The 13694-nt window shown below is 64.6% G+C and carries 16 protein-coding genes; 7 read left to right on the forward strand and 9 right to left on the reverse strand.

The window, feature by feature from the left end; genetic code table 11:
• Window positions 1–11: 11 nt before the first annotated feature.
• The 4 genes from O0882_RS14555 to O0882_RS14570 all read left to right on the forward strand — a co-directional run bounded on the left by O0882_RS14555 (window position 12) and on the right by O0882_RS14570 (window position 3799).
• Window positions 12–845: a MetQ/NlpA family ABC transporter substrate-binding protein gene (locus O0882_RS14555; RefSeq protein WP_289949034.1), complete on the forward strand. Its 834-nt coding sequence runs from the start codon at window positions 12–14 to the stop codon at window positions 843–845.
• Window positions 846–848: 3 nt separating this feature from the next.
• Complete coding sequence (locus tag O0882_RS14560; protein ID WP_289949035.1) at window positions 849–2240, forward strand: LLM class flavin-dependent oxidoreductase; 1392 nt, start codon at window positions 849–851, stop codon at window positions 2238–2240.
• Window positions 2241–2340: 100 nt separating this feature from the next.
• Window positions 2341–3246 (forward strand): subclass B3 metallo-beta-lactamase, encoded by a 906-nt coding sequence (gene bla, locus O0882_RS14565; protein ID WP_289949036.1) that lies wholly within the window; start codon window positions 2341–2343, stop codon window positions 3244–3246.
• Between the two features lie 73 nt (window positions 3247–3319).
• The gene (locus tag O0882_RS14570) at window positions 3320–3799 is read left to right on the forward strand and encodes an META domain-containing protein (RefSeq protein ID WP_289949037.1); all 480 of its coding nucleotides are present in this window, start codon (window positions 3320–3322) and stop codon (window positions 3797–3799) included.
• A gap of 82 nt (window positions 3800–3881) precedes the next feature.
• On the opposite strand, the gene epsC is transcribed toward O0882_RS14570, so the two are convergent.
• Window positions 3882–4820: a serine O-acetyltransferase EpsC gene (gene epsC / locus O0882_RS14575; RefSeq protein WP_289949038.1), complete on the reverse strand. Its 939-nt coding sequence runs from the start codon at window positions 4818–4820 to the stop codon at window positions 3882–3884.
• Window positions 4821–5009: 189 nt separating this feature from the next.
• Between epsC and O0882_RS14580 the strand changes: the two genes are divergently transcribed.
• The gene (locus tag O0882_RS14580; protein WP_289949039.1) at window positions 5010–6203 is read left to right on the forward strand and encodes a multidrug effflux MFS transporter; all 1194 of its coding nucleotides are present in this window, start codon (window positions 5010–5012) and stop codon (window positions 6201–6203) included.
• Between the two features lie 104 nt (window positions 6204–6307).
• Here O0882_RS14580 and O0882_RS14585 read toward each other — a convergent pair whose 3' ends face one another.
• Both O0882_RS14585 and O0882_RS14590 read right to left on the reverse strand, forming a co-directional pair.
• Window positions 6308–6604 carry a hypothetical protein gene (locus O0882_RS14585; RefSeq protein WP_289949041.1) on the reverse strand — a complete coding sequence of 99 codons (297 nt, stop codon included), beginning with the start codon at window positions 6602–6604 and terminating at the stop codon, window positions 6308–6310.
• Window positions 6605–6684: 80 nt separating this feature from the next.
• The gene (locus O0882_RS14590; RefSeq protein WP_289949043.1) at window positions 6685–7125 is read right to left on the reverse strand and encodes a carboxymuconolactone decarboxylase family protein; all 441 of its coding nucleotides are present in this window, start codon (window positions 7123–7125) and stop codon (window positions 6685–6687) included.
• A gap of 103 nt (window positions 7126–7228) precedes the next feature.
• Between O0882_RS14590 and O0882_RS14595 the strand changes: the two genes are divergently transcribed.
• Entirely contained in the window at window positions 7229–8713 is a 1485-nt protein-coding gene (locus tag O0882_RS14595; RefSeq protein ID WP_289949045.1) for a PLP-dependent aminotransferase family protein, read from the forward strand.
• Here the strand turns inward: O0882_RS14595 and O0882_RS14600 are convergent.
• From O0882_RS14600 to trxC, 5 genes are all read right to left on the reverse strand, one after another.
• Window positions 8670–9272, reverse strand: a complete 603-nt coding sequence (locus O0882_RS14600; RefSeq protein WP_289949047.1) for a DUF1287 domain-containing protein — start codon at window positions 9270–9272, stop codon at window positions 8670–8672. The genes O0882_RS14595 and O0882_RS14600 overlap by 44 nt on opposite strands.
• A gap of 61 nt (window positions 9273–9333) precedes the next feature.
• Window positions 9334–9669, reverse strand: a complete 336-nt coding sequence (locus tag O0882_RS14605) for a DUF6616 family protein (RefSeq protein WP_289949049.1) — start codon at window positions 9667–9669, stop codon at window positions 9334–9336.
• A 17-nt stretch (window positions 9670–9686) separates the two neighbouring features.
• A complete protein-coding gene (locus tag O0882_RS14610) occupies window positions 9687–10433 on the reverse strand; it encodes a HEAT repeat domain-containing protein (protein WP_289949051.1) in 747 nt (248 codons plus the stop codon).
• Complete coding sequence (locus O0882_RS14615; protein ID WP_289949213.1) at window positions 10430–10951, reverse strand: MarR family transcriptional regulator; 522 nt, start codon at window positions 10949–10951, stop codon at window positions 10430–10432. The genes O0882_RS14610 and O0882_RS14615 overlap by 4 nt, the downstream gene beginning before the upstream one ends.
• Before the next feature lie 70 nt (window positions 10952–11021).
• Complete coding sequence (gene trxC / locus O0882_RS14620; protein ID WP_289949052.1) at window positions 11022–11474, reverse strand: thioredoxin TrxC; 453 nt, start codon at window positions 11472–11474, stop codon at window positions 11022–11024.
• Between the two features lie 130 nt (window positions 11475–11604).
• Here trxC and O0882_RS14625 point away from each other — a divergent pair, with 130 nt between their 5' ends.
• Window positions 11605–13035 carry a coniferyl aldehyde dehydrogenase gene (locus O0882_RS14625; RefSeq protein WP_289949053.1) on the forward strand — a complete coding sequence of 477 codons (1431 nt, stop codon included), beginning with the start codon at window positions 11605–11607 and terminating at the stop codon, window positions 13033–13035.
• On the opposite strand, the gene O0882_RS14630 is transcribed toward O0882_RS14625, so the two are convergent.
• Window positions 13036–13641, reverse strand: a complete 606-nt coding sequence (locus O0882_RS14630) for a LysE/ArgO family amino acid transporter (protein WP_289949054.1) — start codon at window positions 13639–13641, stop codon at window positions 13036–13038. It abuts the gene before it with no gap.
• Window positions 13642–13694: the final 53 nt, after the last annotated feature.

The following is a 13694-nucleotide window of genomic DNA, read 5'->3' on the forward strand; positions in this document are numbered from 1 at the left end:
AAGGAGCCAACATGACCATCGCCCGCCGCAGCATCCTCCTCACCGCCCGGGCCCTGGCCAGCTGCTTTGTCCACGCCAAGGACCCGAAAGACATCACCATCGGCACCAGCGCCGGGCCGTACGCGGACCAGATCAAGCTGGGCATCAAGCCTATCCTGGAAAAACAGGGCTACAAGGTCAAGCTGGTGGAATTCAATGACTACATCCAGCCGAACTTCGCGCTGGCCGAAGGTTCGCTGGACGCCAACGTGTTCCAGCACATCGTCTACCTGAAGAAATTCGCGCTGGAACACAAGCTGGCGCTGACGGACCTGATCACGATCCCCACGGCGCCGATCGCCATCTACAGCAAGAAGCACAAGAGCCTCGACGACGTGAAGGAAGGCACGACGGTGGGCTTGCCGAACGATCCGACCAACCAGGCGCGCGCGCTGGTGCTGCTCGACCAGCTGGGCTGGATCAAGCTGCGCGCCAGTTTCGACCCCGTGCGCGCATCGGAAAAGGATATCGCCGTCAACACGAAGAAAATCAAGCTGCTGCCACTGGAAGCGGCGCAGCTGCCACGCTCGCTGGGCGACACCGACTACTCCTTCATCAACGGCAATTACGCGCTGGCGTCGGGGTTGAAACTGACGCAGGCGCTGGTGGCCGAGAAAATCTCGCCCAACTACATCAACCTGGTGGCCATCCGCACGGCCGACAAGGACAAGCCGTTCGCGAAAGACCTGGCGGCCGCTTACCGCTCGCGCGAATTCCTCGCCATCACGAACAAGCACTTTGCCGGCTATTCGAAACCCGATTACCAGCAAGCCTTGCAGACGGCGGCCAACTCGGTGACCAAATAAGCCATGGCAAAGACGATACGCTTCAACGCCTTCCAGATGAATACCGTGGGCCACCAGTCGCCGGGACTGTGGACGCATGCGCGCGACCGCAGCCACCGCTATACCGAGCCCGCCCACTGGACGGAGCTGGCGCGGCTGCTGGAAGTAGGCCTGTTCGACGCGGTGTTCCTGGCCGACGTGCTGGGCGTGTATGACGTGTACCGGGACAGCCTTGATGCGGCCCTGGAACACGGCGTGCAGGTGCCGCTGAACGATCCGCTGGCCCTCGTGCCCATCATGGCGCAAGCCACCACGCACCTGGGTTTCGGCGTCACCTGCGCCCTCACCTACGAGCATCCGTACACGTTCGCGCGGCGCATTTCCACCCTCGACCACCTGACGGGGGGACGCATCGGCTGGAATATCGTCACCGGCTATTTAGACAGCGCGGCGCGCAACCTGGGTTTGCAGCAGCAACTGGGTCACGACGAACGCTACGACCTGGCCGACGAATACCTCGACGTCGTCTACAAGCTGTGGGAAAAGAGCTGGGACGACGACGCCGTCGTCAACGACAAGGTGCGCGGCATCTACGCCGATCCGGCCAAGGTACATCCGATCAACCATGCCGGGCGCCACTACCAGGTGCCCGGTATCCATTTGTGTGAGCCGTCGCCGCAGCGCACGCCCCTGCTGTACCAGGCGGGTACCTCGCCGCGCGGCACGCGCTTTGCGGCGCGCCATGCGGAAGCGACGTTTGTCAGTGGCCCCAGCAAAACGGTGGTCAAGCGTTACGCCGACGACTTGCGCGCCGCCGTGCGGCAAAGCGGGCGAGATGGCGATGCGCTGCTGATCTACGCGCAGGCGCTGGTCATCACGGGCGCCACGCAAGAAGAGGCGCGCGCCAAGCACGCCGACTACCTGCGCCACGTAAATATCGAGGCGGCGCTGGTGCTGCTGTCGGGCTGGACGGGCGTCGATTTCAGCCGCTACCCGCTCGACGCCACCATCGACTACATCGATTCGCCGGCCGGGCGCTCGGCGCTGGCGTCGTTCAGCCAGGCCGACCCGGACCGCACGTGGACGGTGCGCGAGGCCGCCGAATACATCGGCCTGGGCGGGCGCGGCCCGGTGCTGGTGGGCGACGCGCGCCAGGTGGCCGACCAGCTGGAAAGCTGGCTGGACGAAACGGGCATCGACGGCTTCAACCTCGCCTTCGCCGTGGCCCACGACAGCATGGCCGACGTGGTCGCCCACATCGTGCCGGAACTGCAGCGGCGCGGCCGCTATCGCACCCGTTACGAGGAAGGCAGCTTGCGCCACAAGGTCTTCGGCCAGGGTCCGCGCCTGCGGGCCGATCACGCGGGTCGGCAGGTCAGTATCGCCACCGGCGGCGCCACCCTGGCCGCGGCCTGAACACCCGCTTCGCCAGCAGCCATGCATGCAAGGATGCGTTTGCGTCCCGCCCCGTTCCGTGTCAGCATACGCCACCTTGGCAACACGGATAAGGATCGCAATGCCCCTCACTCTTACACGCGCGCTGGCACTGGCGCTGCTGGCAGGCCATGGCTGCCTGACATGGGCGCAGGCGCCAGCCACGCCGCCGACACCGGGCTGCGACGTCTGCGCCACCTGGAATGCGGACCAGGCGCCGTTCCGCATCTTCGGCAATACCTATTATGTGGGCGTGAAAGGCCTCAGTTCCGTGCTGGTGACGTCGCCGCAGGGCCACGTGCTGATCGACGGCGGCTTGCCGGAATCGGCGCCCAAGATCGTCGCCAATATCGCCACCCTGGGCTTTCGCATCGAGGACGTCAAGCTGATACTCAATTCGCACGGCCATATCGACCATGCGGGCGGCCTGGCCGAACTGCAGCGGCGCAGCAATGCGCTGGTGGCCGCCAGCCCGTCGGCGGCGCTGGACCTGGCGTCGGGCGAAGTGGGTCCGGACGATCCGCAATACCACACGCTGCCCAAGTACCCGCCCGTGAAGGACATGCGCCTGGCGCGCGACGGCGGCCATTTCGACGTCGGCCCCGTCAAGCTGACGGCGCATGCCACGCCGGGCCACACGCCCGGAGGCCTGAGCTGGACGTGGCAATCGTGCGACGGTCCCCGCTGCCTGAACATGGTCTACGCGGATAGCCTCAACGCCGTCTCGCGCCCCGGCTTCAAGTTCAGCGCCAGCAGCGAGTATCCGCACGCGGTGGCGGATTTGCGCCACAGCTTCGAGACCCTGGAAAAACTGCCCTGCGACGTGCTCATTTCGGCGCACCCGGAAGCGTCGCAATTGTGGGAGCGGCTGGAAGCGAGCGCCACCGCCGGCAGCGATGCCTTCATCGATCCGCAGGCCTGCCACGCCTATGTGGCGGCGGCGCGCACCTTGCTCGACGCACGGCTGGAACAGGAAAAACAGGAATAAGCTTGTCAACCGTGCACGCTGGCGTAGCGCCAATCTGCTACGCTGGCGCCATTCATTTGAAGAAGGAAATGCCATGTTCAATATCGCCAGACTGATCCCCCTCGCCGCCATCGTCGCCATCACCGCCGGCTGCGCGCAAACACCGGTACGCAGCGACGCTGCCGCCGCCGCGCCAGGCGCCACCTCGCCCGCCAAGCCGGCGCCCAAGCTGACGGGCACGCAGTGGAAGCTGAAGGAATTGAAGGGCAAGCAAGTGGTGCGCAAGGCGCCTGAACAGCGCGAAGTGACCCTGCAGCTGGCCGAAGGCCGCGCCAGTGGCCACAGCGGCTGCAACCAGATGATGGGCGGCTACACCAGCGATGGCGTCAGCACCTTGAACTTTGGACAGATGGCTGGCACCATGATGATGTGCCAGCCGCAAGACATGGACCTCGAACGCCTGCTGCTGACCACCCTGGGCGAAGTCAATGGCTACCGCTACGCCGACCAGGAATTGCTGCTGCTGAAGGATGGCGTGCCCGTGGCGCGCTATGAAGCGCTGACGGTGAAGTAAGCCCAAGCGCAAATACCGGGGTCGTACCCTCAGGGTACGACCCCAGTTTCTGCGCTGGGGTTCGTTTTCCCTTTAACTCTTCTCAATCGTTGCGCATCTGCGCCTGCGATACATTGCTATTTGGCGGCACGCTCTGCGTCAGCCACACATTCCCCCCGATGGTCGATCCCGCGCCGATGGTGATGCGCCCCAGCACGGTCGCGCCCGCGTAGATGACCACGTCGTCTTCGACAATGGGATGGCGCGGCGTGCCCTTGATCAGCGCGCCGCTTGCGTCAGCCGGAAACCGCTTGGCGCCCAGCGTGACGGCCTGGTACAGGCGCACCCGCTGGCCGATGATGGCTGTCTCGCCGATCACCACGCCCGTGCCGTGGTCGATGAAGAAGGACGCGCCGATATGCGCGCCCGGGTGGATATCGATGCCCGTCAAGGTGTGCGCGATGTCGGCGATCAGACGCGCCAGGAACGGCGCGCCCAGCGCGTGCAAGCGATGCGCGAGGCGGTGGTACAGGATGGCGATGGTGCCCGGATAGCACAGCATGATTTCAGCCACCGAGGTGGCGGCCGGATCGCCCGCGTAGGCGGCCTGCACGTCCGACACCAGCAAGGCGCGGATATCGGGCAGGCTGGCGGCAAAGGCGCGCGTGATGTCGCGCGCCTGCTGCGCCAGGGCCGTATCGTCGCTGGCGCCGCCCTCTTCATCGCCGGCCGGTACGGAGAACAGCAGGCCGCGCCGCACCTGCTCGCTGAGCCGGTTCAAGGTGGTGTTGAGCGTGTCGCCGACAAAATAGTCGATGCTTTCATCAGTCAGGTTGGGTCGCCCGTAATGCGTGGGGAACAGCGCTGCCGACAGGCCGTTGACGATGGTGGTCAGCGCTTCGCGCGACGGTAGTTCGCGCACCCTGCCGTTATGGCGGATCTTGTGCTTGTCTTCGCGCGAGGTGCGCAAGGCCTGGATCACGGGCCCCAGGTTCCACTGGGCCGTGTCATCGGCGGGCGCTGCGGGATAAATGCTGTGCATGGCGTATTACTTCCAGAAAAAGGCAAACAGGCCGGGTCGCCCCAGCTTAACGGCGCAGACAGGCAAAGCCAACGAAGGATTGCGAGCTTTGATATGCGAAAAACGCATATGGATGGCAAGCAGCGTCGGCGCCAGACCCGATTGTTGCCACTAGCGTAAAATGACGGACTAACAAAAACACTCTTTAACATGACTAAATTATTAACCTGGATTTTGGCGGGCCTGGCGATGGTCGGACCGCTGGCAATTGACACCTATCTGCCGTCTTTCCCCGCCATCGTGCAAGATTTCAATGCCAGCCCCCTGCTGGTGCAGCAGACCCTGAGCTTTTTCCTGTTCACGTTCGCCTTCATGATGCTGTTTTACGGCACCCTGTCCGATTCGTTTGGCCGCCGTCCCGTGATTCTCGTCTCGCTGGTGCTGTATGTGATCGCTTCCGTGGGTGCCGCGCTGGCGCCGTCGCTGGGCTGGCTGCTGGCCTGGCGCGTGCTGCAAGGACTGGCGGCGGGCGCCGGTTCCGTGATCGGCCGCGCCATCGTGCAAGACCGCTATTCGGGCGCCGCCGCGCAAAAAATCCTTTCGCACATCATGATGGTGTTCGCGCTGGCGCCGGCCATCGCGCCAGTGCTGGGCGGCTGGCTGCAGGTGGGCCTGGGCTGGCGGTCGATCTTCTGGTTCCTCACGGCCTTCGGCGTGCTGATGTTCATCGTCGTCTGGCGCGCGCTGCCGGAAAGCCTGCCGAAGGAGCAGCGCCACGCCTTCCACCTGGGCGACATCGCCGTCAATTACTGGAAAGTGCTGTGCCACCGCCAGTTCCTGCTGCTGTCGACGGCCATCGGCGCCGCCTTTGGTGGCTTCGCCCTGTACATCGGCTCGGCCGCCTACTTCATCATCAACATCCTGCATTTGCCGGAGACGGCGTTCGCCTGGCTGTTCATTCCCTTAATTAGCGGCATGGTGTTCGGTTCGGCCCTGTCGGCGAAAATCGCCCACCGCTACAGCCAGCGCCAGATGATCTGGGCCGGCTTCATCCTGATGCTGGTGGCGGCTGCCGCCAACATCGGCTACAACTATGTGTTTGCCGCCGAAGTGCCATGGGCCGTGCTGCCATTGTTCTTCTACTCGTTCGCGCTGTCGCTCGCCATGCCGCCGATGACCCTGATGGCGCTGAACCACTTCCCCAACAACAGCGGCCTGGCCTCGTCGATGCAATCGTTCATCCAGATGCTGCTGTTCGCGCTGGTCTCGGGCCTGGTGGCGCCGCTGCTGTTCGACAGCGCCTTGAATCTGGCGTATGGCGTGATGGCAGGGCTGGTGGTGAGTTTGTTGTGCTGGGTGTTTGCGCAGGGTGGTTCGGCGGAAACGGCGACGAATCAACGATAAACCCCGCAACAAAGACCGGGGTCGGTCACTTCGTGATCGGAGTGCATCCCATTGGGATACCCTCCCCCTGAGGGTCCGACCCCAGCCCTTCGTTCAGGGTTCCCTCAAGGCCAGGGGGCTGGCGTCACATCGACATACTGCGCCCCGCCCTGCTCCGGTTCCGCTTCATTGTTCTGCGACGGCTGGTTCAACGACCCCGCCGGCGAACGCAAACTCAAAATCTCCTTGCGCGTCTCGACGAAGTCGGCGGAACTCAAGGGATGTTGCTGGTCGGGCCAGTGGCTGACGGCCCATTCCTGCAAGGTTTCAAAGCGCCGCCACAGTTCGGCGATGAATGCGCGGCGCGCTTCTTCCTCCTGCTGCGGCGTCTTTTCGGCGCCTTCCCCGGTATGTACTTGCATGGCTGCTCCCTGGCTGATCAATCGTCCTGCCAGCCTACCCAGGGACCAGCCAGGCGTCTGTTCGCGAACGAACACAGGATTTATTCGGGCATCTTGCGGAAGCCCACGGCCAGGCGGTTCCAGGTATTGATGGAGCCGATGGCCAGGGTGACGTTGACCATTTCCGCCTGCGTCAATTGCTGCGCCAGCGCCGCATACACGTCATCCGGTGCCTGGCTTTGTGGCAGCAGGGTCAGCGCTTCCGTCCAGGCCAGCACGGCCCGCTCGCGCGGTGTGAAGAAAGGCGTTTCGCGCCAGACGGACACGGCGTACAGGCGGCGTTCCGTTTCGCCCGCCTTGCGAGCGTCGCTCGTGTGCAAGTCCACGCAAAAGGCGCAGCCATTGATTTGCGAAGCGCGCAGGCGGATCAGCTCTAGCAGCGAGTGTTCCACGCCCAGCTTGGCAATCGCCGCTTCCAGCGCGTACATGGCCTTGACGGCGTCGGGCGAAGCTTGTGTAAAATCGAGTCGTTGCTGTGTCATGATGCATTCCTTGATGATGAGAGATGCACCATTCTAGAAGCGCGAATAGCGCGCGCGGCAGGCCAATCCCCCCGAAAAGCAGCAGACCACCAGCAGAAACCCCATGGAATTACATATCCTGATCGATGGCACGCGCGACCTGGGCGGCCAGCTGTACCGCCAGCTCAGTGCCGCCATCCGCTCAGGCCGCCTGACGGACGGGCAGCAATTGCCGCCCACGCGCCTGCTGGCCAGCCAGCTGGGCCTGTCGCGCAAGACGGTGTCCGACGTGTATGAGAGGCTCGGCTATGAAAAGCTGCTGGTCGGTAAAGTCGGTGTGGGCAGCTTCGTGCAGACGCCGCACGCCTCGCCGCAGCGCCGCCATGCCAGCACGCCGTTGGCCAGCGCGCAGCGCATCGCCCGCTGGGAAGCGACGCCCACGCCTTTGCGCCGCGCCAGCCAGGAAACGCCCGCGCGCTACGCCTTCATCGGCGGACGCGCCACGCCCGCACACTTCCCACAAGATGAATGGCGCGCCTGCATGCTGCATGCTCTGCGCCAGGGTGGCCAGGCACGCGGCCGTTATGGCCCCGTGGAAGGCTTGCCCGCCTTGCGCGCGGCGATCGCCGGCCATGCCGCCTTCAGTCGCGGCATCCATTGCACCGAGGAACAAGTGCTCGTCACCAGCGGCGCGCAGCAAGCCTTGCACCTGCTGGCGCTGACCCTGCTGGAGCCGGGCGACACGGTAGCCGTGGAAGAACCCGGCTACCCGGTGGCGCGCGCCGTGTTCGCCAGCCAGGGCGCGCGCGTGGTGGGCATCGAAGTGGACGAAGATGGCCTTGTCGTCGCGCAAATCCCCGACGGCACGCGCTTGATCTATGTCACACCCGCCCATCAATTTCCACTCGGCATGCCGATGAGCATGGCGCGCCGCCACGCCTTGCTGGAGCGTGCCCGGCAGTTGGGGGCCATCATCATCGAGGACGATTACGACAGCGCCTTCCGCTATGAAGGGCGGCCCGAGGATGCGCTGCAAAGCATGGACCGCTATGGCGTCGTGGCACACGTGGGCAGCTTTTCCAAGATCATGCTGCCGGAATTGCGCCTGGGCTATGTGGTACTGCCGCAAGCCCTCGTGTCCGCCATGCAGACGGTGAAATACCTGAGCGATTGCCATACGGCCAGCCTGGGCCAGCATGCGCTGGCCAAGTTCATCCTGGACGGCCATTTGCTGCGCCATATCCGCCGCTGCCACGACATCTATGCGGGGCGGCGCGAACGGCTGCAGCATTGGTTCAACGGCCCGTTGGCGCCATGGTTCCGCCTGGTGCCGGCCAGCGCCGGCTTCCACGTGGCGGCGCTGGCGCAGGCGCCGCTCGATATCGCCGAATTGCTGCGCCGCACGCGCCTGGCCGACGTCAGCCTGTATGCGCTGGCCAGCTTTTACCATGGGCCCGCCCGCCACGAAGGCCTGTTCCTCGGCTATGGCGCCATCGACAAGTTCGATATCGACACGGCGCTGGCCATCGTGCTGGCGATCCTGCAAGAGATGGCGCCCCTGCCCCTCAGCGGAGTTGCCAACCGGGTTGCCAACGATAGTGCCCCGTGATCGGATAACTGAATAAAATGTTTTCCTCGCGCGCGCCCTCGCCGATGTTGTGGATGATCAGCGGCACACCGCTCCACGACTGCTTGTCGCTGACGATGCCGATATGCGTGAGGTTGCGCGGCAAACGCCAGGTGACGATGTCGCCCGCGCGGTAAGCGCTGGCATCCTTGGCTGGAGGCAGGCTGGTGCCGTGGCGGGCAAAGTAGGTGCCCAGGTTCGGCACGCGGCGGTGGTCGATATTGCGGTCCGGCCCCTTCATCTGCCAGCGTCCCTGCTGCTGGTACACCTGCCATGCCTTGCGCATGTCTTCGTGCACCAGCACCTGCAAATCCTGCCCCAGCTGGCGGTAGGCGCGCACCACCACGTCCGTGCACACGCCACGCTCGATGGGCACGTCGCCGCCCGGATAGGCCAGCCGTTCATAGCGCGGATCGTACTGCACCGTCACGCCCACCTGCTTGCGGGCGGCGGCAACGAGGGCTTGCGGGGTGGCAAGGGCTGCCGACGCCAGCATGGGCGCCAGGGCAAGCATCACGGTGAAAAGCGGTTTGATGGGCATCAACGTCGGTGGTCGGATGAAAATGCCAACTGTACCGCAGCGGCAGGGAAAACGTCGGACGCTAGGCTGCAGCCAGCTGCGCCAGGTGCGCAGGGAAATCCACGGCCGGTCCCGCCGCATTGATGGTCTCAAAGTAATCATGCCAGCCCGTGGCGGCGATACCGGCCAGCAAGGCGTCCAGTGCCGCCTCGTCCGGGAAGCGCCAGACGGCATAGAATTGCTGGGCAGCCGCATGCAGCTTGCCGCCGTCGATGGCGCCCATGGCCAGCGCTTCGGCGCCGCTGCCCGACAGGGCCGCCATGCCGGCGCCCACGGTGGCGAAATACGATAGGCGTGCGGCGCCATCGAGGGCCAGCCAGGCGGCTTTCGGACTGTACAGTTCTAACAGGTAATGCATGTTTTTCCTCCAAAAAGTTAAGAAATCGAGCGCTGGGCCCGCTTGCAGATGCGCTGTGTGGCGGCAACGGGGCTTTCCAGCAGCCATTGCGCGCACAGGCTGCGTACCCAGTCCGGCTGGCTCTTCGCAGCATCGTTGAGCCAGTTGGCCACGGAATCCTGCACGTAGGTGGCCGGGTCGGCGCGCAACGGCTGCAGCAAGGGCAAGGCCAGCTGCGGCTGCGCTTTTAACTGTGCAATGTGCGCGCACCACACGCCGCGCGGACGCAGCGCTTCGCAGGCAAAGCGGCGCACTCTTTCCGACGGGTCCGCCGTCCACGGCGCCAGCAAGGCAATGGCCTCGTCAAGGCTCTCCGCCAGATGGGGCCGCAGCGCCAGCCAGGCCCATTCGCGCACGCCGAAGTGGCCATCGTCGGCCAGCGGCCGCATGGCGGCCAGCTGCTGCGGCAAGGTCCAGCCCGCTTGGGCGGCGATGACAAAGCAGGCCCAGCCACGTACCGTGTCGGATGGGTGCGCCAGCAAAGGCACCAGGTCAACTTGAGCGTCGAGCAGCAATTGCGCCGCCAAGGCCATGCGTTTGGTGATGCCAGCGGCGGCCTGCGCGCGCATCCGCTCCAGCCGGGCGGCACCGATGTCGGGTACGGCTGCAGCCAGCAGCTGGGCGAAATCGATGGCCAGCCCTTCCGTCAGGGTGGCGCTGGCCACGCTGCCCCCATTCAGCAGGGCCAGGCGCGCGGGCGTCACGTCAGCGATGCCACGGCTCATGGCGCACCCTGCATTTCACCTTTATCCGTCTTGCGCCAGGCTTTTTCCAGCAGTCCACTCAATAATTGCATCTCTTCCGGCGTGAAATCGGCAAACAGGCTGGCGATCCATTGCGCGTGCTCATCGACCAGGGTGGCGGCGGCAGCTTCTCCCTTGGTGCTCAGGCGCACCAGCAGCTTGCGCCGGTCGACCTGGTCCGCGTGGCGCGCCAGGAAACCATCGCGCTCCAGGCCGTCGAGCAAACCCGTGATGGTGCCGCGCGTCACGCCGGCCCGCTCGGCCAGTTCGTGCGGCGAGAGTCCGTCAGGCACGTCGCGCAGCAGGGACAGCAGCACAAATTTCCCCTCCGACAAGCCATGCCGGCCCAGGCGCGTGGCGCAATCGCCATCGATGGCGGACGCCAGGCCCAGCACTTCAAAGCACAGGCGCAAGCGCACCGTGGACTGCGTCATGTCGAGACCGCTGGCGCGGCGCTGCACGTCACCCAGCAAGGCCGTGTATTTCTGTTCGAGTTTTATCATATGGCGCAATATAATATGGCGCCATACTAAATGTCAAATGGAAAACCGTAATGGTTTTCCTGGCGCTTCAAAAACGGGCTTTGTCCCTGGCCCACGCAACGATGGCGTTGGCGTCGATGGCGCCCGGCTGGCGCGCCACTTCCACCCCCTTGCGAAACAGGGCCAGGGTGGGAATGCTGCGAATATTGAAACGGCTGCCCAGATCCGGCGACGCTTCCGTATTGACCTTGACGACGCGGAACGCCGGCTCCAGTGTCTTGGCGGCTTGCACATAGAATGGCGCCATGCTGCGGCACGGGCCGCACCAGGGCGCCCAGAAATCCACCAGCACGGGAATGTCGCTGCGTTCGATATGCTTGAGGAAACGGGCGCTGGCCAGGTCCACGGGCTGGCCCGTAAACAAATCTTTCTGGCACTTGCCGCAAGTGGGCTGTTCAATCAGGCGCGCGGCCGGCAAGCGGTTGACGGCGTCGCAATGGGGGCACACGATGTGCAGGGAGTCTGGCGTGGTCGGGGTCATGGCATTCCTGGAAAGGGTAGCGTACAGTTGCCGGACATTTTACGGCGTATCGTGCGGCGGCGCTCATCCGCATAGTCCGCTATAGTGCGCTGGAACGGCGCGCACATTGCCCGGCCAGCCAAGGAGAACAATGCCTGATGTCGCAAACAACATGGAGCTGAAGACCGCCGAGCTGGCTGCCGCCCTGGCCGTGCAGCGTGCCGCCTGCCTGGCCCACCCCGTACCCACGTTCGCCGAGCGCAAACGCGACCTGCAAACCTTGCAGCGCTTCATCCGCGAGCATACAGACGCGCTATGCGACGCGATCAGCGCCGATTATGGCAACCGCTCGCGGCACGAAACCTTGCTGGCGGAGATCTTTCCCGCCATCGACGGGATCGATCACGTACTGAAACAGTTGAAAAAATGGATGAAGCCGCAGCGCCGCAGCGTGGACTGGCGCAATTTTCCAGGCGCGCGCAACCGCGTACTGCCGCAGCCGCTGGGCGTGGTGGGCGTCATCGTGCCGTGGAATTTCCCCGTGAACCTGAGCCTGGTGCCTTTGACCTACATCTTCGCCGCCGGCAACCGCGCCATGGTCAAGATGAGCGAGAATTCGCGCCACCTGGCGCGGCTATTGATCGACACCATGCCCGCCTACTTTCCACCGGAAAAGCTGCAGTTTTTCGACGAGACGGGTGGCGTGGGCATGGCGTTTTCGCAACTGCCGTTCGACCACCTGCTGTTTACGGGTTCCGGCCAGACGGGCCGCGCCGTCATGGCGGCGGCCGCGCGCAATCTGTGCCCCGTGACCCTGGAGCTGGGCGGCAAGGCGCCGGCCATCGTCTGCGCAGACTTTCCCCTGCGCACGGCAGCCGAACGCATCCTGTTCGTCAAATACCTGAACGCGGGGCAAATCTGCACCAGCGTCGACCACGCCTGGCTGCCCGAAGCCAGCATCGCCGCCTTCGTCGAGCACGCGCGCCAGATCATGCCCACGCGCTACCCGCGGCTCGATACGCCCGACTATACGTCCATCATTGACGAGGCCGCCTTTGAGCGCCTGCTGCAGGCGCTGGACGAAGCACAGGAACGGGGCGCGCAAGTGATTTCCCTGTTGCCAGGTCCGGCCTGGGACCGCGCCACGCGCAAGATCGCGCCGCACATCGTGCTCGACGCCCCCGCGGACAGCCTGCTGCTGACGCGCGAAATCTTCGGCCCCATCCTGCCGCTGCGCGGCTATACAGATCTGCACACGGTGATCGACAGCATCAACGCGGGGCCGCGTCCGCTGGCCATCTATCCGTTCAGCAACCAAGCAGCTACCGTACAGCGGCTGATCGACACGGTGATGTCGGGCGGCGTGTCCGTCAACGACGCGCTGTTCCACGTGGGCCAGCACGATCTGCCCTTCGGCGGCGTGGGCGAGTCCGGCATGGGCCACTACCACGGCGTGGAAGGCTTTCACACCTTCAGCAAGCTGCGCCCCGTGTTCTATCAGGCGCGCTACAGCGCTTTGACACTGCTGTGGCCGCCGTATGGCAAGCTGGCCAGCCGCGTATTGAACTTCCTGACCCGCTGATTACAGGAACAGCGAGGCGGCGATGGCCCACATGACGAGGGCGATAATGCCGTCGAGCACGCGCCAGGCCATGGGCTTGGCAAACACGGGCGCCAGGTAGCGGGCGCCAAAGCCCAGCAGGAAGAACCACAGGGCCGAAGCCATGATGGCGCCGCCGGCGAAGTAGAAGCGTCCCACACCTTCATGCTGGCCGCCGATCGAGCCGAGCAAGATGACCGTATCGAGGAAAGCGTGCGGGTTCAGCAGGCTGAACGCCAGCGCCGCGCCGATCACGGCCCAGTAGCCTTCAGGCGACTTGGCCGCCGATACCGTCATGGCCGTTGGACGCCAGGCCGACTTGGCCGCGCGCAAGCCGTAGGCGATCAGGAAGGTGGCGCCACCAGCCTTGGCCCACAACAAGAAATCAGGATTGTCGGCAATGAAGGTGCCCATGCCGGCCACGCCGGCCGTGATCAGGATGGCGTCGCACAGCAAACAGACGAGTATGCAGGTGAGCACGTAATGGCGCTTCAGCCCCTGCTTGAGCAAGAATGCATTCTGCGTGCCGATGGCCACGATCAGGCTCGCTCCGAGCCCCATGCCTTTCAAGAAAATTGCGCTGTCCATATCGATTCCTTTCTATTGCTTTCCATCACGCGCACGGCCGCCCACGCTCTGCC

It is taken from the genome of Janthinobacterium sp. SUN073, from assembly GCF_030397665.1.
Classification (GTDB): Bacteria; Pseudomonadota; Gammaproteobacteria; order Burkholderiales; family Burkholderiaceae_D; genus Janthinobacterium.